Source organism: Nocardiopsis nanhaiensis, from assembly GCF_054778635.1.
In genome coordinates this window covers 68865-93337 of sequence record NZ_BAAGZJ010000013.1, presented here as the reverse complement: position 1 = coordinate 93337, position 24473 = coordinate 68865, and the positions used below count along the sequence as shown (strand labels likewise).

General features: G+C 67.9%; 21 protein-coding genes and 1 tRNA gene. 5 read left to right on the top strand and 17 right to left on the bottom strand.

The window, feature by feature from the left end; all coding sequences use genetic code 11:
- The first annotated feature begins 502 nt into the window (after positions 1-502).
- Together ACYVD1_RS08940 and ACYVD1_RS08935 are read left to right on the top strand one after the other, a co-directional pair.
- A complete protein-coding gene (locus tag ACYVD1_RS08940) occupies positions 503-832 on the top strand; it encodes a WhiB family transcriptional regulator (protein ID WP_460770173.1) in 330 nt (109 codons plus the stop codon).
- 255 nt (positions 833-1087) lie between these two features.
- Complete coding sequence (locus ACYVD1_RS08935) at positions 1088-1750, top strand: DUF4870 domain-containing protein (protein WP_460770170.1); 663 nt, start codon at positions 1088-1090, stop codon at positions 1748-1750.
- Between the two features lie 481 nt (positions 1751-2231).
- Here the strand turns inward: ACYVD1_RS08935 and ACYVD1_RS08930 are convergent, their stop codons facing one another.
- The gene (locus tag ACYVD1_RS08930; RefSeq protein WP_460770168.1) at positions 2232-2831 is read right to left on the bottom strand and encodes a hypothetical protein; all 600 of its coding nucleotides are present in this window, start codon (positions 2829-2831) and stop codon (positions 2232-2234) included.
- Positions 2832-3138: 307 nt separating this feature from the next.
- On the opposite strand from ACYVD1_RS08930, the gene ACYVD1_RS08925 reads away from it, so the two are divergent.
- Positions 3139-3663 (top strand): peptidylprolyl isomerase, encoded by a 525-nt coding sequence (locus ACYVD1_RS08925; RefSeq protein ID WP_460747587.1) that lies wholly within the window; start codon positions 3139-3141, stop codon positions 3661-3663.
- Between the two features lie 41 nt (positions 3664-3704).
- Positions 3705-4628, top strand: coding sequence for a rhomboid family intramembrane serine protease (locus ACYVD1_RS08920; protein ID WP_460770165.1), 924 nt, complete (start codon positions 3705-3707; stop codon positions 4626-4628).
- 318 nt (positions 4629-4946) lie between these two features.
- Here ACYVD1_RS08920 and ACYVD1_RS08915 read toward each other — a convergent pair whose 3' ends face one another.
- The 8 genes from ACYVD1_RS08915 to ACYVD1_RS08880 all read right to left on the bottom strand — a co-directional run bounded on the left by ACYVD1_RS08915 (position 4947) and on the right by ACYVD1_RS08880 (position 14616).
- Positions 4947-5201 carry a cell division protein CrgA gene (locus tag ACYVD1_RS08915; RefSeq protein ID WP_460770163.1) on the bottom strand — a complete coding sequence of 85 codons (255 nt, stop codon included), beginning with the start codon at positions 5199-5201 and terminating at the stop codon, positions 4947-4949.
- A 215-nt stretch (positions 5202-5416) separates the two neighbouring features.
- The gene (gene pknB, locus ACYVD1_RS08910) at positions 5417-7225 is read right to left on the bottom strand and encodes a Stk1 family PASTA domain-containing Ser/Thr kinase (protein ID WP_460770161.1); all 1809 of its coding nucleotides are present in this window, start codon (positions 7223-7225) and stop codon (positions 5417-5419) included.
- Between the two features lie 98 nt (positions 7226-7323).
- Entirely contained in the window at positions 7324-8799 is a 1476-nt protein-coding gene (locus tag ACYVD1_RS08905) for a serine/threonine-protein kinase (protein WP_460770158.1), read from the bottom strand.
- The gene (locus tag ACYVD1_RS08900; protein WP_460770154.1) at positions 8799-10256 is read right to left on the bottom strand and encodes a peptidoglycan D,D-transpeptidase FtsI family protein; all 1458 of its coding nucleotides are present in this window, start codon (positions 10254-10256) and stop codon (positions 8799-8801) included. Before ACYVD1_RS08900 ends, ACYVD1_RS08905 begins: the two co-directional genes overlap by 1 nt.
- Positions 10253-11668, bottom strand: a complete 1416-nt coding sequence (locus tag ACYVD1_RS08895; RefSeq protein WP_460770152.1) for an FtsW/RodA/SpoVE family cell cycle protein — start codon at positions 11666-11668, stop codon at positions 10253-10255. Before ACYVD1_RS08895 ends, ACYVD1_RS08900 begins: the two co-directional genes overlap by 4 nt.
- Before the next feature lie 4 nt (positions 11669-11672).
- A complete protein-coding gene (locus tag ACYVD1_RS08890) occupies positions 11673-13064 on the bottom strand; it encodes a Stp1/IreP family PP2C-type Ser/Thr phosphatase (protein WP_460770148.1) in 1392 nt (463 codons plus the stop codon).
- A complete protein-coding gene (locus ACYVD1_RS08885; protein ID WP_460747617.1) occupies positions 13061-13558 on the bottom strand; it encodes an FHA domain-containing protein FhaB/FipA in 498 nt (165 codons plus the stop codon). Before ACYVD1_RS08885 ends, ACYVD1_RS08890 begins: the two co-directional genes overlap by 4 nt.
- Before the next feature lie 293 nt (positions 13559-13851).
- A complete protein-coding gene (locus ACYVD1_RS08880; RefSeq protein WP_460747575.1) occupies positions 13852-14616 on the bottom strand; it encodes an FhaA domain-containing protein in 765 nt (254 codons plus the stop codon).
- A gap of 229 nt (positions 14617-14845) precedes the next feature.
- On the opposite strand from ACYVD1_RS08880, the gene ACYVD1_RS08875 reads away from it, so the two are divergent.
- Positions 14846-14928 (top strand) — tRNA-Leu (locus tag ACYVD1_RS08875).
- 411 nt (positions 14929-15339) lie between these two features.
- Here the strand turns inward: ACYVD1_RS08875 and ACYVD1_RS08870 are convergent.
- The 8 genes from ACYVD1_RS08870 to ACYVD1_RS08835 all read right to left on the bottom strand — a co-directional run bounded on the left by ACYVD1_RS08870 (position 15340) and on the right by ACYVD1_RS08835 (position 24472).
- Positions 15340-16059, bottom strand: coding sequence for a cupin domain-containing protein (locus ACYVD1_RS08870; RefSeq protein ID WP_460770144.1), 720 nt, complete (start codon positions 16057-16059; stop codon positions 15340-15342).
- Entirely contained in the window at positions 16056-16985 is a 930-nt protein-coding gene (locus ACYVD1_RS08865) for a DUF6807 domain-containing protein (RefSeq protein ID WP_460770141.1), read from the bottom strand. Before ACYVD1_RS08865 ends, ACYVD1_RS08870 begins: the two co-directional genes overlap by 4 nt.
- Before the next feature lie 9 nt (positions 16986-16994).
- On the bottom strand, positions 16995-18878 hold the full coding sequence (locus ACYVD1_RS08860; protein ID WP_460770235.1) for an ABC transporter substrate-binding protein: 1884 nt from the start codon (positions 18876-18878) through the stop codon (positions 16995-16997).
- A gap of 73 nt (positions 18879-18951) precedes the next feature.
- Positions 18952-20034: an ABC transporter ATP-binding protein gene (locus tag ACYVD1_RS08855; RefSeq protein ID WP_460770138.1), complete on the bottom strand. Its 1083-nt coding sequence runs from the start codon at positions 20032-20034 to the stop codon at positions 18952-18954.
- Positions 20024-21142: an ABC transporter ATP-binding protein gene (locus tag ACYVD1_RS08850; protein WP_460770136.1), complete on the bottom strand. Its 1119-nt coding sequence runs from the start codon at positions 21140-21142 to the stop codon at positions 20024-20026. The genes ACYVD1_RS08855 and ACYVD1_RS08850 overlap by 11 nt, the downstream gene beginning before the upstream one ends.
- 10 nt (positions 21143-21152) lie before the next feature.
- Complete coding sequence (locus tag ACYVD1_RS08845; protein ID WP_460770133.1) at positions 21153-22292, bottom strand: ABC transporter permease; 1140 nt, start codon at positions 22290-22292, stop codon at positions 21153-21155.
- Between the two features lie 4 nt (positions 22293-22296).
- Positions 22297-23298 carry an ABC transporter permease gene (locus tag ACYVD1_RS08840; RefSeq protein ID WP_460770129.1) on the bottom strand — a complete coding sequence of 334 codons (1002 nt, stop codon included), beginning with the start codon at positions 23296-23298 and terminating at the stop codon, positions 22297-22299.
- 37 nt (positions 23299-23335) lie between these two features.
- Positions 23336-24472 carry a Gfo/Idh/MocA family protein gene (locus ACYVD1_RS08835; RefSeq protein ID WP_460770126.1) on the bottom strand — a complete coding sequence of 379 codons (1137 nt, stop codon included), beginning with the start codon at positions 24470-24472 and terminating at the stop codon, positions 23336-23338.
- Between the last annotated feature and the right edge of the window lies 1 nt (position 24473).

The following is a 24473-nucleotide window of genomic DNA, read 5'->3' as shown; positions in this document are numbered from 1 at the left end:
GGGGTTGCCTAGGGTGTGCGGCGCTAGGGTCCGCATAGCCCGATCGGGTGGGTTCAGTGTCCAGGTGTCCAGTTCGACCAGGCCTGTCGCGGTCGGGTGAGTCGCTCATGGGATGACGCGTAGTCGCAGGTCACCCGGCTTGCCGGAGAATGGTCTGAGAGTGACCTTTCATTACGGTTGCACGGGGGTGCTCGTATCACATGCGGTAACCCTGCGTGTGTGTATGATGACACTTCCCCAAGAAGCAATGGTCCTAGTGGGCCATATGAGAAATAGGCCTCTTGGGGTCTGTTGGTGAACTCGGCCGATCCGTAGTTTCGACACCAACGACAACGAGGAACACAGCCCGCCGAAACGATCGACCCCCAAAGGCGAGCCGTGCGGCCCCCCGCCCGGCATCGTGCACCGTCCTCGCATCGGCCAGCTGTCCCTCGTCCACCGAAGGCCATGCCGAACGGTGGGTTCCGATCACCACACATGCTGATCTTGGGAGTGGGGCAACATGTGGAATGAGAAGATGGCGGCGCGTGCTAAGTGCCGCGAAATCGACCCCGATGCCTTGTTCGTACAGGGCGCCGCACAGAATCGCGCGAAGTTGATCTGCCGGGGATGCCCGGTGCGCACCCAGTGCCTCGCCGAGGCGCTGGACAGTCGGATCGAGTTCGGTGTCTGGGGAGGCATGACCGAACGCGAGCGCCGGGCCCTGCTGCGCCGGCGCAAGGATGTCAGCAGCTGGTACGACCTGCTCACCAGCGCGGAGCGCCGCTATACGGAGGAGCGGGCTCAGCAAGAGCCGGTACGTTCCGCCGCGGCCGCCGTCGCACGGCACTGACGGAGCCGCCGCCGGGGAGGGGAGCCCGGGCGGATCTGAGCGCCGGTACGAGGATGTTCGCGTACGGCCTGGCCACCGTGGTGGCGTGGGGCGAGTCCCGGCCAAAGTCGATGTCGGTACCCTTAGCGGGGAGGCCGACTCAGGGGAGGATCAGGGACGACCCCCATAGCCGCGCACGGCGCTATGCCGCATCATGGATGGAGGCGCGGCCATCCTCGTAACGGCCGCGCTCGGCGAAGCGCATTGGGAGTGGGGATGGCCGTGCAGAACCCGCAGAATCCGCAGCGGAGGTACCCGTGGGATCAGGGCACCGCGGCGCCGCAACCCCAAGTCAGGCTCACCCACGCCGACCGTGACGCGGTCGCGGAGGTGCTCCGTGAGGCCTACTCGCAGGGGCAGCTGGACGAGGAGGAGTTCGACGAGCGGCTCGACAGGACCATGAAGGCCAAAGTGGGCTCCGAACTCGCGCCGCTTACGACGGACCTCGGGGTCCAGATCTCCGCGGACGGCGGAGCCCGTCCGGTCGGAGCCTCCCTCACGGAGCAGAACCGCTTCGAGGGGGGAACGAACACGGACGCGGGCCGGCGTACGGAGAACCCTGCGGAAAAGGTCGGCGCGGTGGTGGGGCACCTGTCGCCGTTCTTCTTCCCCGTCCTCACCCCGCTGGTCCTGTTGCTCGTCAGCGGGAACAGCTCGCCCTACCTGCGTAGGCAGGCGCTGGAAGCGTTGAACTTCCAGCTCTTCTGCATCATCGGGATGATCGCGAGCGCCCTGTTGTTCTGGCTGGTCCTGCCGATCCTCACGCTGCTCGGATTCGCCGTCGGCTACTTCCTCCTGCCGATCTTCGCGACCGCCGCCAGCGCGATGGGCCGGGACTGGAAGTACCCGCTGACCTACCGCCTCATCAAGGACGACTGAGACGGCTGAGCGGGAGGTCCGGCCCCGGGCCGCGAAGCGCGCGCCTCAGTGCGTGCCTCAAGACGCGGGCCCTCGTAATGCGGTTCCAGCACGGTCCTCCATGCGCGGTTCCGGTGTAGGGCGTGTTCGGTGGATGCTGCCCGTCGCGAAGGTGCTGCGCCGTAGGCGTCCGTTGAGGGTTGGTGGCGGGCGACGAATGGGGGTGCTGCGCCGTAGGCGTCCGTTGAGGGTTGGTGGCGGGCGACGGGCGGGCGTGTCCAGTGGTGCTGGCACAAGGCCGAAGAAGGAGTTCCCCTGCTGTGCGCTGCCTCGCAAGCTCGGCAGCATCGCACAGCGGGGGCCCGCCCGGGTTTGGCTGTCGACTGAGAGATGCGCAGTGACAGTGCCGCTGGGGCGACGCGCAGCAGGGTATGTGTCCGCTGAACATGCCCTAGGGCGGGGCCACTGCGGAAGGGCCCCGCCCGAACCGGCAGGAGGGATGTCAGCGTTCGGGGCGCCCGTTGTCCTGTGCGCGGCTGTCGCCCTTGGCAGCGCGCACCGTCTCCTTCGCCTTGGCCTTGGTGGCCTTGGCGGTCTCGGCCGCGTTGTCAGCGGCGTCCGAGGCCTTCTCCTCCAGGTTCTCGCGGGTTTCGCGGACCTGCTCGCGGGCCTGGTCCAGGTGCTCATGCCATTCGGCGTCCTGGGAAGCCTGCCGCAGCCGGATGAGCGAGTACACGACCACACCGCCGACCACCGCGGCCCCGCCGATCAGGACCCCGCGGGGGATACGGCGGTTCCCGCTGCGGAACAGCCGCAGTCCCCGCCGACCCGGGTTGGGGTCGATTCGCTGCGCGGCCGTGGTCAGAAGCCCCGCCACCCGCGGTGCCACCGTGTCCTCGACCCGGAGCGCGGCGTTCTCCAACCTGGGAGCGGTCCAACCACGCGCCTGGAGGAGCTTCACGGCAGCCTGGTCCCGAGCCTGGTCGGCGTACGGGCCGAACCTGTCAGCCTGCTCCTGGGCAAGCTCTTGCAGGCGGGCGAGGGTCGCTTCCGCCTCCTTGCGGGCCTGGCGGGCCTTGCGACGCTTGGAAGTGATAGGCACGTCGTCAGCTCCTTCGATCGTTCACTGGTTCGTACGGTCCCACTACCCGCGGCGGCCGACGCATCACGGCCACTGCGGGCGGCTTCTCGTCGTCCTTCCCTGTTATCCGGGTGTTATCTCAACATACGTCCTCTGCGTCTGTGATCTACGTTTCGACACCGGCCGTCGCGAAGTGTCTTGCGAGTCGATACCAGATTCGGTCCGGAGCCGGGCCGGAACCCTCCGCGGTCGGGCGGGTTCAGGCGGAACGCGACGAACAGAGCGGTAACGTGAGCACGTAAATCGCACTCGACCGAAAGGCACTGAGGTGTCGGACTCCACGGGTCAGCCCACCGCGCGGCTGAACACCACCAAGGGAACCATCGTCGTCAAGCTCTTCGAGGAGCAGGCACCGGAGACGGTCGCCAACTTCATCGGGCTTGCCGACGGTTCGAAGCAGTGGATGGACCCCGCCACGGGCAAGCCGTCCAACAGCAGCCTCTACGAGGGCACGATCTTCCACCGTGTCATCGACGGCTTCATGGTCCAGGGCGGGGACCCGCTGGGCACCGGTCGCGGTGGCCCCGGCTACACGTTCGCCGACGAGATCCACCCGGACCTGCGCTTCGACCGTCCGTTCCTGCTGGCCATGGCCAACGCCGGACCGGGCACCAACGGCTCCCAGTTCTTCATCACCGTCGGTGAGCCGAACTGGCTCAACGGCCGCCACACCATCTTCGGCGAGGTGGTCGAGGGGAGTGACGTCGTCACCGAGATCACCAATGTCGCGACGGACGCGCAGGACCGTCCGCGCGAAGACGTGGTGGTCAACAGCGTCGAGATCACCCGATAGGGCGACCCCGCGCTGAGACACAGAGGAGCGACGAGCAACCCATGACCGCATCTCCCCCTCCGCCCGGGGCCTCTTCCGGCCCCGGCCCCGAACCGGGAACGCCGCGCACGTGTTACCGCCACAGCGACCGCGAGACCGGGGTCAGCTGCACCCGGTGCGAACGGCCGATCTGCCCGGACTGCATGGCCGAGGCCTCGGTGGGGTTCCACTGCCCCGAATGCGTCGCGGAGGGGAACCGGAGGGTGCGGTCCGCGCGGACCACCTTCGGGGGCAAGGTCGTCCAGAAGCCGTACGTGACCTGGACGATCCTGGTCATGATGGCGGTGGGCTTCGTCGTTCAGATGGGCACGGAACCGGCCCTTCAGGCCGTCCCGTCGCCGCTGGTCGAACTGTTCAGCATGTGGGGCGTCGGGGTCCTGCAGGGTGAGTGGTACCGGCTGATCACCGCGGCCTTCCTGCACGGCAGTGTGATGCACCTGCTGTTCAACGGGTACGCGATGTTCCTCCTGGGCCAGCAGCTGGAGCGGTGGCTCGGGCACGGTCGGTTCCTCGCCTTGTGGGCCATGGGAGCACTGGCCGGTTCGGTGCTGAGCTTGCTGGTCTCACCGACACAGCCCTCGGTCGGCGCGTCCGGTGCGATCTTCGCGCTGTTCGGTGCGGTGTTCGTGATCGGCAGACGCCTCCGGCTGGACATGCGGATGATCGTCGTCCTGCTGGGGCTCAACCTTGTCATCACCTTCCTGGTCCCCAACATCTCCTGGACCGCCCACATCGGCGGACTGGTGGCGGGACTGGCCATCGGTGCGGTGTTCGCCTACCTGCCGCGGCCCTCGGGCAACAAGACCAAGGCGTCCACGCGCACACTCGTGCACGCCAGTCTGGTCACCCTCTTCGGGTTGCTGCTGTTGGGCTTGGTCGTCTTCGCGCCGATGATCTGGTTCGTCGTGATGTCGTCGGCCGCCTGAGCCGCTGCCCCGGAACACGTCGGCCCCAGAACGTGGATAAGGCCCCCGAGACTTGAGTTCCGGTGGTCGTTGCAACACCCCACTTGACGGGGTGCGATGGACGACTTCGAGATCCGACAGAACTCTCCGGGGGCCTTATCCACGCGCGGACCACTAAGGGAGCACGTACACGCGGGCATGCCGAACAGAGCTACCCACAACCTGTGGATAACCCTGTGGAAAACCAGATAGCTGGCCGAACGCCCATTCCGGGTCGTTGGCGCCGTTTTAGGACCGTCGACTGGGGTCGTCGCGGCCGCGGGGGAAAGGGGCCGGGGGTCAGTGCCAGCGCGTCGACAGGATGACGGCCACGATGATCCCGCTGAAGCCGATCAGCAGGTTCCAGTTCTGCCAGTCCTGCATGTAGGGCACGTGGGTACCCGCGATGTAGTAGACCCCGATCCAGAGAATGCCCAAGATGAAGAAGCCAAGCATCGTCGGCACGAGCCAACGAGGACTGACCTTCGGCTTCTCTTTGGAAGGAGGCGGAGTGTAAACAGCCTTCTTCTTGCGATCGTTGCGGGACTTGGGCACGGTCGCTGCTCCAGTATGTGGGGCGGTTCGGAATGAAACCACAGTCTACGCCCAGCGCCGGTCCGTCGTCACCGTCGGGAGGTCCCAAAACCTGAACGGATGGGGCTTGTAGGGCGCGGCAAACCGGCGCACGGGGAACACGAAAGCGGGCCGCGCTCCCTGAGCACGGCCCGCTTCGGCCCGGTCGGCCCGCCTTGTACCTGGCGGCTCAGCCCTTAGCCGCGGCCGGGGCGGAAGCCGCGCTCGTCATCGTCATCGTCGTCGTCATTCGGCGGAGGGTCGTCCGGGTCGGTGGGCAGGTCCGGAAGCGTCGGTTCCTCGGGGTCGGTGGGCTCGTCCGTCGGATCTTCGTCCGGAGCCACGGCCAGTGTCACGACCACCGTGGTGTCGGCGTTGACGCTCTGGTCGGCCGCGGGGGACTGGTTGATCACCGTTCCCTCGGGTGCCTCGTCCTCCTGCTCCTGGAAGTCGGCACTCAGACCCGCTGAGTCCAAGGCGGACTGGGCCTGGTCCTGGGTCATCCCCTGGAGGTCCGGAACCTGTACCTGGTCCGGTCCGGAGGAGATGATCAGCGTGACCTCGTCGGAGGGAGCGACCTGGTTGCCCGCCGACGGCTCCGTGCCGATGGCGTTGCCTTCCGCGACGGTCTCGTTGGCCCTGCTGTCCGTGGTGACGTTCTCGAACCCGGCGTCGGTCAACGTGGACATCGCGTCGGCCTCGGACTGGCCCTCGACGCTCGGGATCTCCAGGTCGCCGGGGCCGGAGGAGACGTAGATGACGATCGAGTCGGTGGCCTCGATCTCTGCGCCGGCTTCGGGGTCGGTTTCCAGGACCGTCCCCTCCTCGGCCTCGTCGTCGGCCTGCTCCTCGGCGCGGAAGTTCTCGAAGCCGTCCTCGGTGAGTTGGGCTTCCGCCTGCTCCTGAGTGCTCCCCGAGAGATCGGGGACAGCCATGGTCTCGACCTCGGCGTCTCCCTGGTTGAACAGGAAGAACACCAGAACAAGCGAGCCGATCACGCCGAGCGCCAGGAGCAGCCACAGGGCGGCCTTTCCACCGCCGCCCTTCTTCTCGTCCCGGTAGTCGTCGTCGTAATCGTCGTAATCGTCGTACCGCGAGTTGTCGGCGGGGGGCAGCGTCGTGGTCGCGCCCGCCGCGGCCATCGCCATGGTGCCGGCCTGGGTCGGCATCCCGGCCAGGCCCCGCTGGATGTCGGCGCGCATCTCCGCGGCGTTCTGGTAGCGGTCCTCGCGGTCCTTGACCATCGCGCGGAGGGTGACGTCCTCCAGCCAGTCCGGTACCTGAGGGTCCACTTCGGACGGCGGGACCGGATCCTCACGGACGTGCTGGTAGGCGATGGAGACCGGTGAGTCACCGGTGAACGGCGGCTGCCCGGTGAGCAGTTCGTAGAGCACGCAGCCGGTGGAGTAGATGTCGCTGCGCGGGTCCACCCGCTCGCCGCGTGCCTGCTCCGGGGAGAGGTACTGCGCAGTGCCGATGACCTGCGAGGCCTGCGTCATCGTCGCCTGGTCGTCACTCATCGACCGCGCGATACCGAAGTCCATCACCTTGACGTCGGCGTTGCGGGTGAGCATGACGTTCGCGGGCTTGATGTCCCGGTGCACGATGCCGTTGTCGTGGCTGTACTCGAGCGCCTTCAGGATGCCGTCCACCAGCTCCGCCGAGCGTTCCGGCAACAGCTTGCGGTCGTCGTCGAGCAGCTCCTTGAGCGTGCGCCCGTCCACGTACTCCATGACGATGTACGGGATGGACACCCCGTCGATCATGTCCTCGCCGGTGTCGTACACCGCGATGATCGCGGGGTGGTTCAACGAGGCCGCGGACTGGGCCTCCCGGCGGAAGCGCGCCTGGAAGACGTGGTCGCGGGCCAGGTCGTGTCGGAGCGTTTTGATCGCGACGAGGCGGTCGAGCCGTAGGTCGCGTGCGCGGTGAACCTCGGCCATGCCGCCGCGCCCGACCACCGAGTCGAGTTCGTAGCGTCCACCGAGGAGCCGGGGCTGGGACATGTCGTGCACTAATCCTCGTGTCTTCCGGAGGCCGCCCGTGGGCCGCCGCCTACCCTGAGCGTCTGCCGCTCATTGCTTGGTCACGGGTTCTGCTCTCATTACTGAGGCTCTTCGGGTTCCTCGTCGCCGGGATCGCCGTCGCCGGGGCCCCCGTCGCCGGGATCCTCGTCGCCGGGATCATTGTCTTCCCCGTCGTCTTCGGAATCCTCGTCGCCGTCCTCCTCTGGGGAGGTGGGTTCCTCATCGCCTTCCCCCGGAACGGGGTCCTGGGTCGGCTCCCCCTCGTCGGGCTGAGTGTTCCACTCGGGGGTCTCCTCCACCGGAACCGGGACCTCGGGCTCCTCTTCTTCCGCCTCCTCCTCTGTGGGAGTGGGCGTGGGAGTGGGGGAGTTCTCCGAGACCGGGGGCCTCGTGGTGTCGTTGACGTTCTGTGTCGCGGGGTCATCGCCGAACAGGAACCCGGCGAAAGCCACCCCCACGATCAGGATCGTCGCGGCCACCGCCGCCAGGATGACGGGAGTGCTGATCCGGCGTTTGGAGTCGGAATCCTCGGCCAGCGTAGCTGAATCCCCGTCCTGACCAGGGGGTACGGCGGGCTGACCGGCGGTTCGGCGGGCCGAGGGTGTCGGCCCCGTCCGAGAGCCGGGTTCGGGAACAGTGCTGACCACCATGGTCTGGGCCAGGCCGTTGAACCCCGTCGACGGGGTGGGCGGCCCGGTACCCGCGTTGGAGCGGATCACCGCGGCCAGGTGCGCGACCTCGCCGGCCGACGCGGGACGGTCGTCCGGCTCCTTCGCCAGCATCGAGGTGACCAGGTTGTCGATCTCGGCCGGTACGTGGTCGGGAAGCTCAGGCGGGTCGTCACGGGTGTGCGCGAGGGCGAGGGCCACTGGGCTGTCGCCGGTGAACGGGGGCTGGCCGGCGAGGCACTCGTAGGCCACCACCCCGAGCGCGTACAGGTCGGACGCCGCGCTCGCCGGCCGTCCCGACGCCTGTTCAGGCGAGATGTACTGGGCGGTCCCCATGACCATTCCGGTCTGCGTGAGGGTGACCGACATGTCCCCGCGCGCGATGCCGAAGTCGGTCAGTTTGAGCTGTCCGTCCCCGGTCACCAGCAGGTTCCCGGGCTTGATGTCGCGGTGCACCACCCCTCGGGCGTGCGCCGCGGCGAGCGCCTTTGCCGCCTGGCAGACGAAGTCGAGCGTCTGGTCGGCGCTCAGGTGCCCCCGCTCCCGCAGTACCTGGGAGAGGGGTTCGCTGACCACGAGCTCCATGATCAGGTAGGCGCGGCCGCCCCCTTCGCCGTAGTCGTAGACCTGGGCGATACCCGGGTGGGACAGGCCGGCGGTGATCCGCCCCTCCGTCCGGAACCGTTCTCTGGCCGTCGGCTCGGCCATCTGGGCCGGGTGCAGCAGTTTCACGGCGACCGAGCGGTTGAGCAGCGTGTCGGTCGCCCGCCACACGGTGCCCATCCCCCCGGAGCCGATCTGCTCCTCCAGGCGGTAACGGTCACTGAGAACGGTCCCGATGAGTTCACCGGGACCGTTCTGCGAAGACGGCTCGTAGGCGCTCACTACAGAACCACTGCCTCCATCATCTCGCGGGCGATCGGCGCGGCGAGCTCGCCGCCGCTGCCACCACCGTGTTCGATGACCACCGCGACCGCGATCTGCGGGTCGTCGGCGGGTGCGAATCCGATGAACCAGTTGTGCGTTCCGCGGTCATCGCCGGTCTCTGCGGTACCGGTCTTGCCAGCCACGTCCACGCCCTGGATGGCGGCGTTGGTGCCGGACCCGTCGGGTTCGGTGACCAGAACCATCATGTCCGTGAGCATAGACGCGGTGCTGGCACTTGTGGCCTGACTGTAGGCCTCCGGGGTGGTCTGGGTGACGACGGAGCGGTCCGAGTCTCGGACCGATTCGACGAGGTAGGGGTGCATGACCTCGCCTGAGTTGGCCACACCCGCCGAGACCATCGCCATCTGCAACGGGGTTGCTTCGACGTTGGACTGGCCGATACCGGCGCGGCCCAGGATGTTGTGGTCCTCCTCGGACGGGGACAGGCTCGGGGTCACGCCCATCGGCACGTTGAGCGGCTCGCCATCCTCGTTGAAACCGAAGGCCGTGGACTGCTCGGCCAAGGCGTCACCGCCCATCTCGATCGCCCAGTTGGCGAACGAGGTGTTGCAGGAGATCTGGATCGAGTGCGCCAGCGTGTCCGGTTGCCCGCCGTTACAGGTGCCGTCCGGGGTGGCGTTGGGCAGGGTGTGCCCCATGAGGTCCAGGGTGTCCGGCGCGTCCATGGTGCTCTCCGGGTCCGCGTCCAAGTGCTCGATGGCCGCCGCGGCGGTCACGACCTTGAACGTCGAACCCGGGGGGTACCGCTCGTTGAGCGCCCGGTTGAGCAGCGGCTGGTCCTCGTCCGCCTCCAGTTCGCCGTAGTTCTCGATGGCCGCGGCCTCGTCGGTGATGCTGGAGACGTCGTTGGCGTCGTAGGACGGGTAGGAGACCGAACCCAGGATGGCGCCGCTGTCCGGTTCGATGGCGACCGCGGAACCGTTCATGCCGAGGCTCTCGAACCCCTCGAATCCGGCGGTCTGCACGGCGGGGTCGAGGGTCAGCTCGACCCGTGCCCCCTCGGGCTCGCGGCCGGTGATGACGTCGCGGAAGTTGCGCACGGCCAGCCGGTCGTCGGTGCCGTCCAACAGGGTGTTCTCGGTGCTCTCGATCCCCGAGGCCCCGTAACTGCGGAAGGAGCCGACCACCGGTGTGTACATGGTGCCGTCGGTGTACATGCGCTGGAAGCGCGCCGGGTCATCGCCTTCGGAGATGTCCTCTGAGTAGGCAACGTTCTCGTCGCCGATGACGATGGGGCCGCGCGGTTCCGTGAGGCGCTCGGAGTACTGGCGCGAGTTCAGCGGGTCCTCGCGGATCGCGTCCGCCTGGAACCCCTGGATCCAGGTGAGCTGGAGCATCATCGCTCCGAACAGGATCATCGAGAAGACGCTGAGGCGTCGGATGGTTGTGTTCATCGCCGGATCACCTGGGTCGCCCCCTCGTCCTGGATCGCCTGCGGGGCCGGCCGGCGGGCGTTGTCACTCATCCGGAGCAGCAGGCCGATCATCAGCCAGCTGGCCATCAGGGCGGAACCGCCCGCCGCCAGGAAAGGCGTGGTCATACCGGTCAGGGGGATGATTCGGAGCAGGCCGCCGAGTACCACGAACACCTGGAAGCACACGACGAAGGCCAGGCCGCTCGCCAGCATCTTCACGAACAGTTCCCGGGAGGCCAGCGCGATGCGCATGCCCCGCTCCACCAGGATGAAGATGACGATCAGGATGGTCATGAGTCCGGTCAGGCCCAGGTCCTCGGCCAGTGAGGCGAGGATGAAGTCGCTGTCCGCGGCGAAGATGTGGTGTGCTTGGCCGCCGCCCATGCCGGTGCCGAACAGGCCGCCGTATGCCATGCCGATCTGGCCCTGCACCAGCTGGGCACTGCCGCCGAGCCGGTCGTAGACCTCGGGGTCGTAGGCATAGAACCAGATGTCGACGCGCTGGCGGAAGTGCCAGAAGACCTGCATGGCCAGGGCCGCGGCGGCGATGAACACGCTGACGCCGATGATGACCCAGGACGAGCGCTGGGTGGCCACGTACAGCATCGCCAGGAAGGTACCGAAGAGCAGCAGTGAGGTGCCGAGGTCCTTGGTGATGACGAGCAGGCCGATCGCGGCGACCCAGCCCACGACCATGGGCATGAAGTCGCGGGCCCTCGGCAGATCCATGATCTTGAACCGGCCGACCTTGATCTGCTTCGCCGCCAGCGACAGCACCTGCCGCTTGGTGACCAGATAGGACGACAGGAAGATGACCAGTGCGATCTTCGCGAACTCGGAGGGCTGCAGCGTGAAGCCGCCGAAGCCGATCCATCGGCGTGCGCCGAACTCGGAGATGCCGAGGCCCGGCACCATCGGCAGCGCGATCAGGATGATCGCGACCAGGGCGCTGATGTACGTGTAGCGCTGCAGCACCCGCGGTTCCTTGAGGAAGAACAGCAGCGCGATGCACATCGCGATGCCGATCGCGGTCCAGATCAGCTGCATACCGACACCGGCGTGCTCGATGTCGCCTGAGTCGGCGGCGTCGAGGCGCCAGATCATCGCCACGCCGATCCCGTTGAGGAACAGCGCGCAGGGAAGGATCAGGGGGTCGGCGTAGGGAGCGATGAAGCGCAGGGCGACGTGCGTGGCCAGAGCCATGGCACCGAAGATCAGTCCGTATCCCCACATCGCGGCAGGGACCTGACCGTTGAGGTTGAGCCCGGACATCGCCATCGCACCCATGGTGATGACGATGGTGATCCCGATCAGGACCAGCTCGGCGTTGCGCCGCTGAACCGGAGGCAACTCCGTGGGTGCCTCGTGGGCGGGGGCGCTCGTGGTGCTCACAGGGTCACCCCGATTCCTCGTTTTCGGTCTCCTGGCCGGCCTCGTCGTCCTGGGTCTCGTCGGCCGGGGACGCGCTCTCCTCGAACTCCGCGATGAGGCGGTCGGCCTCCTCCTGGTCGTCGACCGGGATGGTGCGCGTGACGTCCTCGCGGTCGGTCTGCTGGAGGTCGTCGAGACGGAGGCTGGTGACGTCGATCTCGTCGGACAGGCTGAAGCCGGCGATGTCGGTGTCGATGCCCTGGTAGACGCTGACGGTCTCACCCTCGGAGGAGACGCCCACGTAGAACTGGCTCTCGACGTACTGCCGACCGAAGTAGTAGCCACCGCCCGCGACCAAGGCGACCACGACCAGGAAGACGATGACCATCGGCCACCAGCTGCGGGTGCGGTACTCGGGCTCCGAGTGCTCCCCGCGCGACGGAGGCGCGTCGTAGTCGTCGTAGGAACCGTACGGCTGCTCCTCGTAAGGGGCTCCGTAGGCGGGGTCGGCTTGATCCTGATCCGGGTACTCGGCCTGGACGGGGTCCATCTCGGCGGTGTCGCCGCCGTTGCGGCGCAGCTCCTGGGCACGTCTGGCCGGGCTGCTCTCGTTCGGCCCCGTGGACTCGTCCCGCTGGTCCGCCGCGCCGACCGTCTGAGCGCCGAAAGTCGGCCCCCCGCGATCGGTGTCCGTCTCGATGACGTCGGCCACGACCGCGGTGATGTTGTCCGGCCCGCCGCCGCGGTTGGCCAACTCGATCAGCTTCTTGGCGGCCGTGCGCGGGTCGGTCTCCTTGGCGAGCGTCTCGTGGATGGTCTTCTTGCTGACCACACCGGACAGGCCGTCCGAGCAGAGCAGGTAGCGGTCGCCGACCTTGGCCCGGTTGATGGAGATGTCCGGGTCGACCGGCGTCTTGCCGTCGAGCGCGCGCAGGATCAGGGACCGCTGCGGGTGGGTGGCGACCTCTTCCTCGGTGATCTTGCCCTCGTCGACGAGGGTCTGTACCAGGGTGTGGTCGTGGGTGATCTGCTCGAAGCGCGAGCCGCGCAGCAGGTAGGCGCGCGAGTCACCGATGTGGATGAGGGCGACCTGGGAACCCGACCACAGCATCGCGGTCAGGGTGGTGCCCATGTTCTCCAGCTGGGGCTCCTGCCGGATGCGGATGGCGAGCGACTCGTTGGCCTGCTCGACGGCGCGCTGGAGGATCTCCGCCATCTCCTCGCCCCGAGGGTCGTCATCGGAGTCGAGCTGACGGATGGAGGCGATAGCGATGGAGCTGGCGACCTCACCGCCCGCGTAACCGCCCATGCCGTCGGCTACCGCGAGGAGGTGTTGGCCGGCGTAGCCGGAGTCTTCGTTGCCTTCGCGGAGGCATCCTACGTCGGAGTACGCCGCGTATCGGAGAGCGATTGTCATTTGCGCAGTTCCAGGACGGTTTTGCCGATACGGATGGGCTGACCCACCGTGATGGGCTGGGGGCGGTTCAGCTTCTGCTGGCCGAGGTAGGTGCCGTTCGTCGAATTGAGGTCTTCCACGAACCAGCGGCCGTTGTCTGTGTAGACACGCGCGTGGCGACCCGACGCGTAGTCATCGGTGATGACCAGCGTCGAGTCGGGGGCACGTCCGATGAGGATGGGTTGCGAGGCCAGATTGACGGTGGTTCCCGAGAGCGGGCCCTGGGTCACAGCCAGGATCGAGGGCTCGTTGCGGCGCGGCCTCTGCGCCCGCGCCGACTGAGACGACGCCGCCCGGCGCTGGGGAGGGCGTGCCGCGGGGCGAGCCTTCTTCTTGGCCTTCTTCTTGGACTGCCCGAAGAGGTCCGTGCGGATGACGCCGACCGCCATGAGGACGAACAGCCAAAGCACCGCGAGGTACGCGATCTTGATCAATATGAGGGTCAAGTTGGACATCGAACTGCTCTTCAGCCCCTGTCGTGCTTCGGCCGGGGTGGCGGTCATCGGCGCCGCCACCGTGTCTGCCCCACCTTCGAGTCGGTGAGTCTAGGTCGCTGGTCCGCGGCCCAGCCGGCCGCGGCCATTCTGTCCGATCGGTCAGGTCTTCGCGGAGACTACCCGCCCGCCCGGATATCCGACAGCAGGTCCTTATCGGGCCTGACCCGGACTTCGACTTTTCAGACGCCTGATCGGCGCGGTTGGTTGCGGTCCGGTTGGGGCCAGATCGCCCGACTTCTCGGAATCGAGGGTCAGTCGCGGCGGAAGGTCATGGTGGTACGACCCAGGCTGACCCTGGTCCCGTCCACCAGCCTGGCCTGCCTGACCTGCTGTCCGTTGACGAAGGTCCCGTTCGTGGAACCCTTGTCCTCCAGGATGACTTCCTCGCCGTCGACTCGGATCTCCACGTGGTGGCGGGAGACCCCGTTGTCGACCAGACGAAGGTCACAGTCGGTGCCGCGCCCCAGCAAGGTGACCGGGGTGGTCAGCTCGAAGGACTGCTGCGTCCCCTGGCTGGCGATATTGCCCTCAGCGGTGGCGCCACCGGGTGAGATCAGCAGACGCGGGCGGCCGTTCTGTGGCTGCCCCCCGCCCTGGCCCGGATCACCGACCGGCTGGCGGACCTCACCGTCCTTCACCATGGTCCCGCGGACAACCCCGGACCTGATTCGGAAACGGCCCGTCTTCAAGCCGTCGTCCGACCTGAACTGGACCCGCACCGGACCGACAAAGGAATAGCCCTGCTCGGTCGCGTAGTCGCGAGCCAGCTTGGACAGTTCCTGACCGAGGCTGTCGGCGTAGACCTCCAAGCGCTCCTTGTCACTGGCCGACAGCTCGACGATGAAGTCGTTCGGGACCAGGGTGCGTCCCTGGGCGACGATCGCAGCGCGCTCGTCCATTTCCCGCTGGACAGCGCTCGCGACCTCGACCGGCTGGAGCTCCGACTTGAAGGCCATCGCGAAGGTGCCTTCGATCATGCCCTCGAGCCTGCGCTCGAAGCGTTGGAGCACTCCCACGAGGTACCTCCCTTTGTACTCCACTCCGTATGTGTAGACGATCGTAACCGTGTCGGGGTGCCCCTGGTTTCAAGCGCACCCCCGTGAAGGCCCTCCGAGAGGCCGGACCGGGCCCGGCCGCAAACCGTGTGCAACCCACCTCCAGCCCGTGCTAGCCTTATTCACGTCGCCAGGAGGAACAGGCAAAACGCCCGGAACTCCCAGCAGCACAACTTAATACATGTCACTCGGGCGGGTGGCGGAACGGTAGACGCGCACGGTTCAGGTCCGTGTGTCCGAAAGGACGTGAGGGTTCAAATCCCTCCTCGCCCACCCATGGAAACGACCCTGTTCGGGGGCCTTCGGCCGCCTCACCGGGTCGTTTCTCTTTTGGGGGACGACCCCCCAGACCCCCCGGTGTGCCGATCGGCTGCGGGGGCCTCCGGCCTCCTCGCCTCGCGGCACGACTGTGGCTGAGCTGGGCGATCGCGCCCACGGTCGGGGTGACCCGCGAGCTCTCCTGTGCGACTGTGGCTGAGCTGGGCGATCGCGCCCACCGTCGGGGTGACCCGCGAGCTCTCCTGTTGGGCCATGGCTGATCCCGGCTTGCAGCCGCTTCGCGGCTCCGCCTTGTTTCTGGTCCGTCGTCCTCTGCCTCTAATGATCTTGGATTGTTAGGTGGAAATGGGCGTTATGGGGCCGGATGCGGCCATGGGAGCCGGGGTGGACCGGCTCCCATGGTTGTCAGACCGTGGCGCCGTCCAGGTCCCAGACCCTGAGGTGGCCGCACATTCCCTTCTTGAGCGCTTCTGAAGCCGTTTGGGCGGTGTACACGGCGGACTCCGACAGATGGCCTCCGTCACCCCGTTCCAGGGCCTCCAGGTGCCGCTGAGCGGTCTCCGCCTGCTGGACCACCCCGTGGCGCACATGGTGGTGCCACCCGGCCGCCTTCTCGCGCACGAGGTGCACCGCGGACCCGTACAGGTCCTTGAGGACGGACGGGCCCTCGTGTTCCACACGCTCGCGCAGCTCCAGGTAGCCCTGGACGGCGAGATCGCGGCGGGTGCGTGCGGCTTCGGCCTCTTGCCCCGGTGGGAGCACGGTTGCCCTCTTGTAGGCCTCCGGGTCGGCCAGCACCTCCTTCGGATAGGTCAGCACGGCGTCGCCCGCCTCGGGGAGGCCGGCGTTCTGCATGACTACGAGGAGCTCCAGGTCGCCGTCGTTGACGAGCCGGTGCACGGTTCCCGGAGTGAACCACAGCAGGCTGCCCTGGCGGAGCGGCGTGCGCTGGTACCCGTGGGAACTGAGTGTCTCCAGTGCACCTTCGCCGTTGAGGACCACGTAGCCCTCGGCGGAGGCGGTGTGCAGGTGCGGGGAGCCCCCGGCGAGACCGTCGGCCGCGGTCCAGTCGTAGACGTACAGGTGCGAGACGGCGGTCCCGCCGGGGAACGGGGGTGGGGTCATGGCCGCTCCAGTTCGCGCGTGCCGAGAGCGGCGAGGTCCTTCGCCTCTTGGTCGCCGTCGGCGATCACCACCGCGTAGCGGTAGGTGAGGGTCTCCTCCGGGGCGACCGCCACTTCCTCGTCGAAGAACGGTGCCGGACAGACACACGCGAAGATCCCGCTGCGAACGAACCACCGGACCGGGTGTCCCGGGTTCTCCGGGGCGTCGACGAACACCAGGGTCGAGGACCGGTCGGTGCCGTCGTGCCTGCCGGTGAAACCGAGCCAGGGGGAGCGGGTCCCCATCAGCTCGTCGGTGCCCTCGACGTGCTCGGTGCGCGCCGTCCCCCCGCTGAAGGAGCGCGGCCCGCGCCAGAAGAGGCCGCCGTACCCCGCGTTCGGCCTGCCCTCAGTGGTGGGGCTGCCGATCGGGACGGTCTCGCCGGTCAGGTTGGTGAAGGACGTCCGGAACACCAGCGTCCAGGCGTCCTGTTCCGGTGCCACGGTGACCTGGAACGAGCGCTTCTCGGAGAACCAGGTGTCGCCCTGCTGGGTGACCCACTCCAGGGACTCGTCCACCGCGACCCGGTCCGGGGAGGCCTCGATGCCGTCGAACTCCGCGTGGACCGTGGACCCGTCGTTGTCGAGCTGCTGGTAGCCCTTGTCCCGCAGGTAGGTGGGGCCGCCCCAGAAGTTGGCCGACCCGACGTTCGGCAGGGACCAGGCGATCCCCTTGTGCCAGACGTGGTCGTGCGGACGGTAGAGGCTCACCGTGTCCCCGCCGAGGGTGCGGAGGGGGTGGAAGTAGGGCCTCGGCGACTCCAGCTGCACGTCCCAGGGCTCGTAGACGTACCGGAGGAGTTCACGGCCTTCGTGGCTGAGTCGGAGGGACCGGCCCTGTTCGTGGACCAGGGCCAGTCCGTTCGCTTCGGGTTCGTTCGGGCTCACGCGGTTCCCTCACTGCTCGATGAAGTACTGCTCGGGGTTGGTCGGGCCGGGGTCGTTGTAGACGGCCGAGGTGGGCATCGAGTCGGGCACGTTGCGGAAGTGGTCGGCGACGATCCCGTACTGGTCGGGGGTGAGGCTGATGCCCATGGCGTAGAACTGCTCCTGGGACACGGCCAGGAAGTCCTCCATTAGTTCGATCCGCAGGTCGGGGTCGGGCTCGGCCTGGACCTCGTCGTACATCTCCATGTGTTCACGGACGTCCTCGGGAGGCTCGATGGAACGGCTGTCCTCACCGTCGGAGGTGTACCACTGGGCCCACGGGATGGCGAAGTTGGACTCACCGTTGTGCAGCGGGCCGTACCAGCGCGGGTCGTAGACGGCGTCCATCAGGCCCGCGTCACCGGACCACACGTTCGCGTCGTGCTCGTTGTTCTCCCGGTTGTTCTGCCACAGGGCGCGGTCCTCGGTGTTGAGGTCCACGTCGATGTCCAGGTCGCCCCAGAAGCCGACGACCATCTCCATGGAGTCGACGATGTCGGGGCGGAAGTCGGTGGGCACGGACAGGGTGAAGCGGACCGGTTCCCCGTCGGGGCTGACCCGGACACCGCCCGAGCGCTCGTCGTACCCGGCCTCGTCGAGGATCTCGTTGGCCAGGTCGGTGTCGTGCTCGGTGTACTGCTTGGCCAGCTCCTCGTTGTAGAAAGGGCTCTCCTCGCGCGGTGCGCCCTGCCAGGGTTCGCCCTGCTCCTGGTAGACGACGTCGATGATGTCCTGCCGGTTGATCGCGTGCGAGAGCGCCACCCGGAAGTCGTGGTCGTTGAAGATCTCCCGCAGGCCCTCGTCCTCGTGGGTGAGGTTGAGCGAGATCATCGCCGTGTTCATCTCGCCCGGCACCAGCTCGAAGAAGTCGTATCCGCCGGCCTCGCTGCTCTCCGCGAGCGTGGGGCGGTTGCCCAGGGTGTTGAAGTGGCGGGCGTGCATGTCGATCTCGCCGTTGAGGGCGCGGACCAGCATGACCTCCTCGTCCTGGAGGATGTCGAAGTTGACCTGGTCGATGTATGGCAGCTGGTTGCCCTCGGTGTCGATCTTCCAGTAGTAGGGGTTGCGCTCCAAGACCATGCGCCCGGAGTCGGCCAGCGGCTCCACGACCTCCCACGCGCGCAGGGTGGGCATGTCCGGGTTCTGCCAGTACTGGGCGGAGTCGAGGATGCCCGCCTTGTCGTCGAGCATCTCGATCCAGTCGGAGTAGCCCTCCTCCTCGGCGAGTTCCTCGGCGTCCTCGTTGTACTCGAGGTGGAACTCCTCCAAGTAGTGCTTGGGCTTCTCCACGAGCTGGTAGAGGATGAAGTCGTCCTCGATCCACAGGGCGTTGGGGTCGTCCCACGAGACGGAGAACGTGTAGTCGTCGATCTTCTCGCCGTCGCCCGGGTTCGACGCCGCCATGGGGCTGATGTCGTGGTCGTTGAAGATGTCGTTGAGCGCGAACAGCACGTCGTCGGCGGTGAAGGGCTCACCGTCGGACCAGCGGATGCCCTCGCGGAGGGTGATGGTGACCTCGGTGGCTTCGTCGTTGTACTCCCAGTCGGTGGCGAGGTTGGGAACGGCCTCGTCCCACTCTGGGTCCCAGCGGGTGAAGTTCTCGTACCCGACGGTCCGGCCGAGCCAGGGCCAGTCGTGCACGCCCAGGGTGGCGGTGTTCCACTCACCGCCGTACTGGCCGACCTCTTCGTGCGGCTCCACCACCACGGGCTCCTCCGGAAGCCGCTCCTCCAGCGGCGGGAGCTCGTCGTCCTCCACGAGGGAGGCGAGCATGGGCGCCTCGCCGACCCCCTCAGCCTGTTCGCCGTTGTCGGTATCGGGATCGAAGGAGAAGAAGGTGCACCCGGTGGCCATCACGACCGCCGCCGTGCCCGCGGTGACTCCCAGACACCGCCTCACTGTCGTACTCCGGTGTTGTCTCAATTGCCTACTCCTGCCTCTGTGCGGTGGATGCCCGGCTCGTGTCGGGCGGGGGATCGCTGGGGCCGGTGATCCCGGCCAGTTCGAGGTCGTCGGCGTGATGACAGGCGACCAGGCGCCCCGTGCCGACGGGGCGCGGTACTGGGACCTCGGTGGCGCAGAGCTCGGTGGCGTGGCGGCACCGGGGGTGGAAGGGGCAGCCGGACGGCGGCCGCGAGGGGTCGGGGACCTCACCCGTGAGCCGGATGCGCTCCCGTTTTCCGCGCATGCGCGGGTCGGGGATCGGCACGGCCGAGATGAGGGCCTCCGTGTACGGGTGCTGGGGGTTCCGGAAGAGCTCCCGGGTCGGCGCCACCTCCACGATCCTGCCGAGGTACATCACCGCGACCCGGTCGCAGACGTGCTCGACCACGGACAGGTCGTGTGAGATGAACAGGTACGTCAGCCCCATCTCGTCCTGTAGGTCCTGCAACAGGTTGAGGATCTGGGAGCGGACCGAGGTGTCCAGGGCGCTGACGGCCTCGTCTGCCACGACCAGGCGGGGGCCGGGCACGAGCGCGCGGGCGATGCTCACGCGCTGGCGCTGCCCGCCGGAGAACGCGTGCGGGTACCGGCGCAGGTGGTCCGGGTGCAGTCCGACGCGCTCCATGACGTCGCGCACCCGCTCGTCCAGCTCCCCGCCCTTCAGGTCGGTGAGCATGCGCAGGGGTTCGCCGACGATGTCGCGCAGCGTCATGCGCGGGTTCAGGGAGGAGTGCGGGTCCTGGAAGACCATGCGCACCTCCCGCCGGAAGACGGCCTCGTCCCCGCGGGGCAGGTCCAGGACGTCGAGTAGGCGGCCTTGGCCGTCGCGGTACCGGATGCTGCCCGCGGCCTCCGGCCGGGCGTTCATCACGCTCGCACCGAGGGTGGTCTTTCCGCAGCCGGATTCCCCGACCAGGCCGAGGGTCTCGCCCGCGTGGATGTCGAGGTCCACCCCGGCGACGGCGCGCACGTGGCTCGCTTCGCGCTTCGAGCGGCGGCCGCGGACCGGGTATGCGACCTCGAGTCCGCGCACGCTCAGGACGGTCTCCGGGGTCTCACTCGGCATCGGCGGTCTCCTCACGGCTGGTGGAAGCGGCGCTGTCCCGAGAGGCGGGCGGGCCCTCTCGGAGCAGACACCGGACCCGGCGGCCCGGTCCGGGGACCGTGACCGGCGGGACGGTGGTGTCGCACAGGCCTTCGACGGCTTCGGGGCACCGGGTGCGGAACACGCACCCGGAGGGCTGGGACCCGGGGTCGGGGATGGTGCCCCGGATGGTGGGGAGGCGGTCCTTGCGCGCGGAGCCCAGCCGCGGCACCGCCTCCAGCAGGGCGCGCGTATAGGGGTGCTGGGGGTCGTGGAAGACCTCGTCGACCGGCCCCTGCTCGACCACGGTGCCGAGGTACATGACGGCGACCTCGTCGGCGATCTCGGCGACCACGCCCATGTCGTGGGTGATGAACATGACGCCCATGCCGGTGTCGCGCCGCAGTTCGGCGAGCAGGTCGAGGATCTGCGCCTGTGTGGTCACGTCGAGGGCGGTGGTCGGCTCGTCGGCGATGAGCACGCGCGGCGCGCAGGCGAGCGCCATCGCGATCATGACCCGTTGGCGCATGCCGCCGGACAGCTGGAAGGGGTAGGAGTCCACGATGCGCTCCGCTCCGGGCACCCGTACCCGTTCCAGGAGTTCCACCGATCGGGCGCGCGCCTCCTTGCGGGATATGCCGCTGTGCACCCTGAGGGGTTCGCCGACCTGGTTGCCGACGGTGTGCACCAGGGACAGCGACGACATGGGCTCTTGGAAGATCATGGCCACGTCCCGGCCCCGGACCGAGCGGATCTCCCGCCCCGTAGGCCGGAGTGAGGCCAGGTCCACCGGGTCCCCTCCGCCCTCCGGGCGCAGGAGTACCTGCCCGTCCACCACCTTTCCGGGCGGGTCGACCAGCTGGAGCACCGAGCGAGCCATGGCGCTCTTGCCGCATCCGCTCTCCCCGACCACACACAGCGTGCGGCCGCCGTGCACGCGCAGGTCGACCCCGTCGACGGCCCGCACCACGGCGTCGTCCGTGAGGAAGTGCGTGCGCAGGCCTCGGATGTCGAGGACGGCGTCGCTGTTCCCCTCGGGTGCCCTGGACGGTTGGGGGGTCGCTGTCTCGTCGGCCGTACGGCTCGTCATCACGGCCTCCTTACTTGTACGGGTCGGCGGCGTCGCGGACACCGTCACCGACGAAGTTGAGGGCCAGAACGGCCACCGTCACCGCGACACCCGGTAGCAGGACCCAGGGGGCGCCGGCGATCGAGTGGATGTTCTGCGCCTCCTGGAGCAGCACCCCCCAGCTCACGACCGGCGCTTGGAGACCGAGGCCGAGGAAGGACAGGGAGGTTTCAGCGAGGATCATGAACGGCACGGCCAGGGTCAGGGAAGCGATGATGTGGCTGGTGAAGGACGGCAGCATGTGTCTGCCGATGACGCGTCCGCTGCGACAGCCGTCCAGCCTGGCGGCGGTCACGAAGTCCTCCTGTCTCAGTGACAGGAACCGGCCGCGCACCACCCGTGCCAGATCTGTCCAGCCGATCAGCGAGAGGATCACCGTGATCGCCAGGTAGGTCTGGATCGCCCCCCACTCGCGGGGTACCGCGGCGGACAGGCCCATCCAGAGCGGGATGGTGGGGATGGACATGAGGAATTCGATGACGCGCTGGATGAGGTTGTCGATCCGGCCGCCGAAGTAGCCGGAGACCCCTCCGAGGACCAGGCCTAGGACGAACGACAGCGCCACCCCGGCCAGGCCGATGGACATCGACACCCGGGTCCCGTGGATGATGCGTGACGCCATGTCGCGCCCGTTGCGGTCGGCGCCGAGGAAGTACACCTCCTGGTCGGGGTCCTTGGCACCGATCAGGTGCCGATCCATGGTGATGAGCCCCCACATCTCGTAGGACTGGCCTTGGACGAAGAAACCGACGGGGATCTTCGTGGACTCGTCCACGGCGTAGGTGTTCGCGTAGGTCTCCGGATCGCGTTCGACCTCGTAGTCGTGCACGTACATGCCGGGTTCGAAGCCGTCGCTGGTGTCCACGAAGTGCAGCTGTTGCGGTGGCGCGTGGGTGCGCGTCGCGTCGTAGGCGTGCGGGGTGCTCGGTGCCAGGAACTCGGAGAACACCGAGACGAAGATGAGCCCGATCAGCATCAGGGCGCCGAACACGGCGAGCTTGTTGCGGCGGAAGCGCCGCCAGATGAGGACGCGCTGGGGAACGTCGCCGGGGGCGCTCCCCGTGTCGGTGCTCGATCCGGGGGAGTCGGGCGATGGTTTGGGGAGTGCCATGGTTTTAGACCCTCTCGACGTGTTGGTGCCGGATACGCGGGTCCCACCAGGCCAGGAGCAGGTCGGACAGGAGGGTGCCGATCACCGTCAGCACACCGAGGACGAGGATGAAGCTCCCGGCCAGGTACATGTCCTGGTTGCGCAGCGCCACCACCAGCAGCGGGCCGGTGGTCTCCAGGCTCAGGACGATGGAGACCAGGACCTCGCCGCCGATCAGGGTGGGCAGGATCCAGCCGATGGTGCTGATGAACGGGCTCAGGGACATGCGCACGGGGTACTTGAAGATGAGCCGCCACTCGGGCAGCCCTTTGGCCCGTGCCGTGGTCACGTAGGGCTTGCGCAGTTCGTCCAGCAGGTTGGCGCGCAGTACTCGGATGAGTGCCGCGGTGCCCGCAGTGGCGATGATCACCACCGGGATCCACAGGTTGGACACAGCGTCCAGGACCTTGCCGAGGTTCCACGCGGCATCGGCGTACTCGGGCGAGAAGACTCCGCCGACGCTCTGCCCGAAGTAGCGGAACGACACCCAGGCGAACAGGAGCGCCAGCATGAAGTTCGGGGTGGCCAGGCCGAGGAAGCCGATGAAGGTGACGACGTAGTCGCCCACCGAGTACTGGCGCACCGCCGAGTAGACGCCGATCGGGAAGGCGATCAGCCAGCTCAGGATGAGGGTGCTGACCGCCAGGATCAGGGTGAGGCCGATGCGGTCCCAGATCAGTTCGGAGACGTCCCGCCTGAACTGGAAGGACTGTCCGAAGTCGCCGCTGGTGAGGATGCCGGAGATCCACTTCCAGTACTGCACGATCAGCGGGTCGTTGAGCCCGTAGCGTTCCTCGAGGGCCCGGATCTGAGCCCCGTCCACACCCTGGCCTTGGGCGGCCAGCTGCGCGATGTAGGCGGTGAGGAAGTTGCCCGGCGGCAGCTGGATGACCAGGAAGGCGACCACGGAGATGGCGAACAGGGTCGGGATCATGTACAGGCAGCGTCGGATCACGTAGCGGCGCACGCTGTGCCCCCTTCCGCGTCCGGCCTTTCGCACGCCCTCACAGCGAGCGGCCCCCGTTCATCCGCTCGTGGAAGGGGGAGCCGGGTCCCAGATCGGCCGGGGTGACCGGACGCCCTTTGAAGGAGGAGGCGTAGACGGCCGCGACCATGCGCAGGGTGCTCAGCGACTCCTTCGAGGTCACCGGCGGCGGGGAACCGTTGCGCAGGGCGTCCAGGACGCGGACGATCTGTGAGTGGTGGCCGCTGTTGACCCCGTGTTCGGCCGCCTCCCAGGCCTCCGTAACCTGTTCCTCGAACCCCGGGGCCGGGGTGATGCGCCAGTCGTCGTCCCCGTAGCCGTAGAGGTGCGTGAGCTCGACCGTCGCGTGTTCGAAGTCGATCCGGATCCGGCTCTCCTCCTGTGGGGACAGCAGGCTGGTGACGACGCTCGCGACCGCGCCGTTGGCGAAGTCCACCCGGGCGATGGACACGTCCTCGGTCTCGATCCGGCGCGCTTGGCGGCGTACGACGGCCGACACCTCCGTCCACTCCCCCAGCAGGGCGAGCAGCAGGTCCGTCTGGTGGATCCCGTGGCCCAGGACCGGTCCGCCGCCCTCGGTCTTCCACCGACCGCGCCAGGGGACGTCGAAGTACTCCTGCGGGCGGAACCACGTGGTGTGGCAGGTGGCCACCAAAGGCCGTCCAAGGACACCGGCCTCCATGAGCGACCGCAGCCGGAGCGCGCCCGAACCGAAGCGGTGCTGGAAGACCGTGGCCATCCACGGTCCGTGCTCACCGCCTTCGGCGGCGGCCATCTTCTCCGCCTCGACCAGGCTCAGCGCCGGCGGCTTCTCCACCAGCACCGAAGCTCCGGCGCCGAGGCAGGCCTCGACCTGGTCGCGGTGCACGCCCGGCGGGGTGCACACGTGGACCAGCTGCGGCCGCTCCGCCACGAGCATCGACTCGAGGGATGCGTATCCGCGGGGGATCGAGTGCCGGGACCGGAAGGACTCCAGCGCATCCGGGTCGACGTCGACGGCGGCGACGACCGAGGCGCGTTCCGGCTCGGCGAGCAGCGCCTCCGCGTGGAACCGTGCGATGTTGCCGGTACCGACGATCGCTACGCGGACGGGCGCCTGACCGCGGGACTTGTCAGAGGTGGGACCGGGGGCCGGCTCCGGTGACGGGGGGTTCATG

Bases quoted from the DNA above. Each gene is read 5' to 3' on its own strand.
- ACYVD1_RS08940 (WP_460770173.1), top strand. From the start codon at position 503: ATGTGGAATGAGAAGATGGCGGCGCGTGCTAAGTGCCGCGAAATCGAC.
- ACYVD1_RS08935 (WP_460770170.1), top strand. From the start codon at position 1,088: ATGGCCGTGCAGAACCCGCAGAATCCGCAGCGGAGGTACCCGTGGGAT.
- ACYVD1_RS08920 (WP_460770165.1), top strand. From the start codon at position 3,705: ATGACCGCATCTCCCCCTCCGCCCGGGGCCTCTTCCGGCCCCGGCCCC.
- pknB (WP_460770161.1), bottom strand. From the start codon at position 7,225: ATGTCCCAGCCCCGGCTCCTCGGTGGACGCTACGAACTCGACTCGGTG.
- ACYVD1_RS08900 (WP_460770154.1), bottom strand. From the start codon at position 10,256: ATGAACACAACCATCCGACGCCTCAGCGTCTTCTCGATGATCCTGTTC.
- ACYVD1_RS08890 (WP_460770148.1), bottom strand. From the start codon at position 13,064: ATGACAATCGCTCTCCGATACGCGGCGTACTCCGACGTAGGATGCCTC.
- ACYVD1_RS08885 (WP_460747617.1), bottom strand. From the start codon at position 13,558: ATGTCCAACTTGACCCTCATATTGATCAAGATCGCGTACCTCGCGGTG.
- ACYVD1_RS08870 (WP_460770144.1), bottom strand. From the start codon at position 16,059: ATGACCCCACCCCCGTTCCCCGGCGGGACCGCCGTCTCGCACCTGTAC.
- ACYVD1_RS08860 (WP_460770235.1), bottom strand. From the start codon at position 18,878: ATGGCCACCGGGTGCACCTTCTTCTCCTTCGATCCCGATACCGACAAC.
- ACYVD1_RS08855 (WP_460770138.1), bottom strand. From the start codon at position 20,034: ATGCCGAGTGAGACCCCGGAGACCGTCCTGAGCGTGCGCGGACTCGAG.
- ACYVD1_RS08850 (WP_460770136.1), bottom strand. From the start codon at position 21,142: ATGACGAGCCGTACGGCCGACGAGACAGCGACCCCCCAACCGTCCAGG.
- ACYVD1_RS08845 (WP_460770133.1), bottom strand. From the start codon at position 22,292: ATGGCACTCCCCAAACCATCGCCCGACTCCCCCGGATCGAGCACCGAC.
- ACYVD1_RS08835 (WP_460770126.1), bottom strand. From the start codon at position 24,472: ATGAACCCCCCGTCACCGGAGCCGGCCCCCGGTCCCACCTCTGACAAG.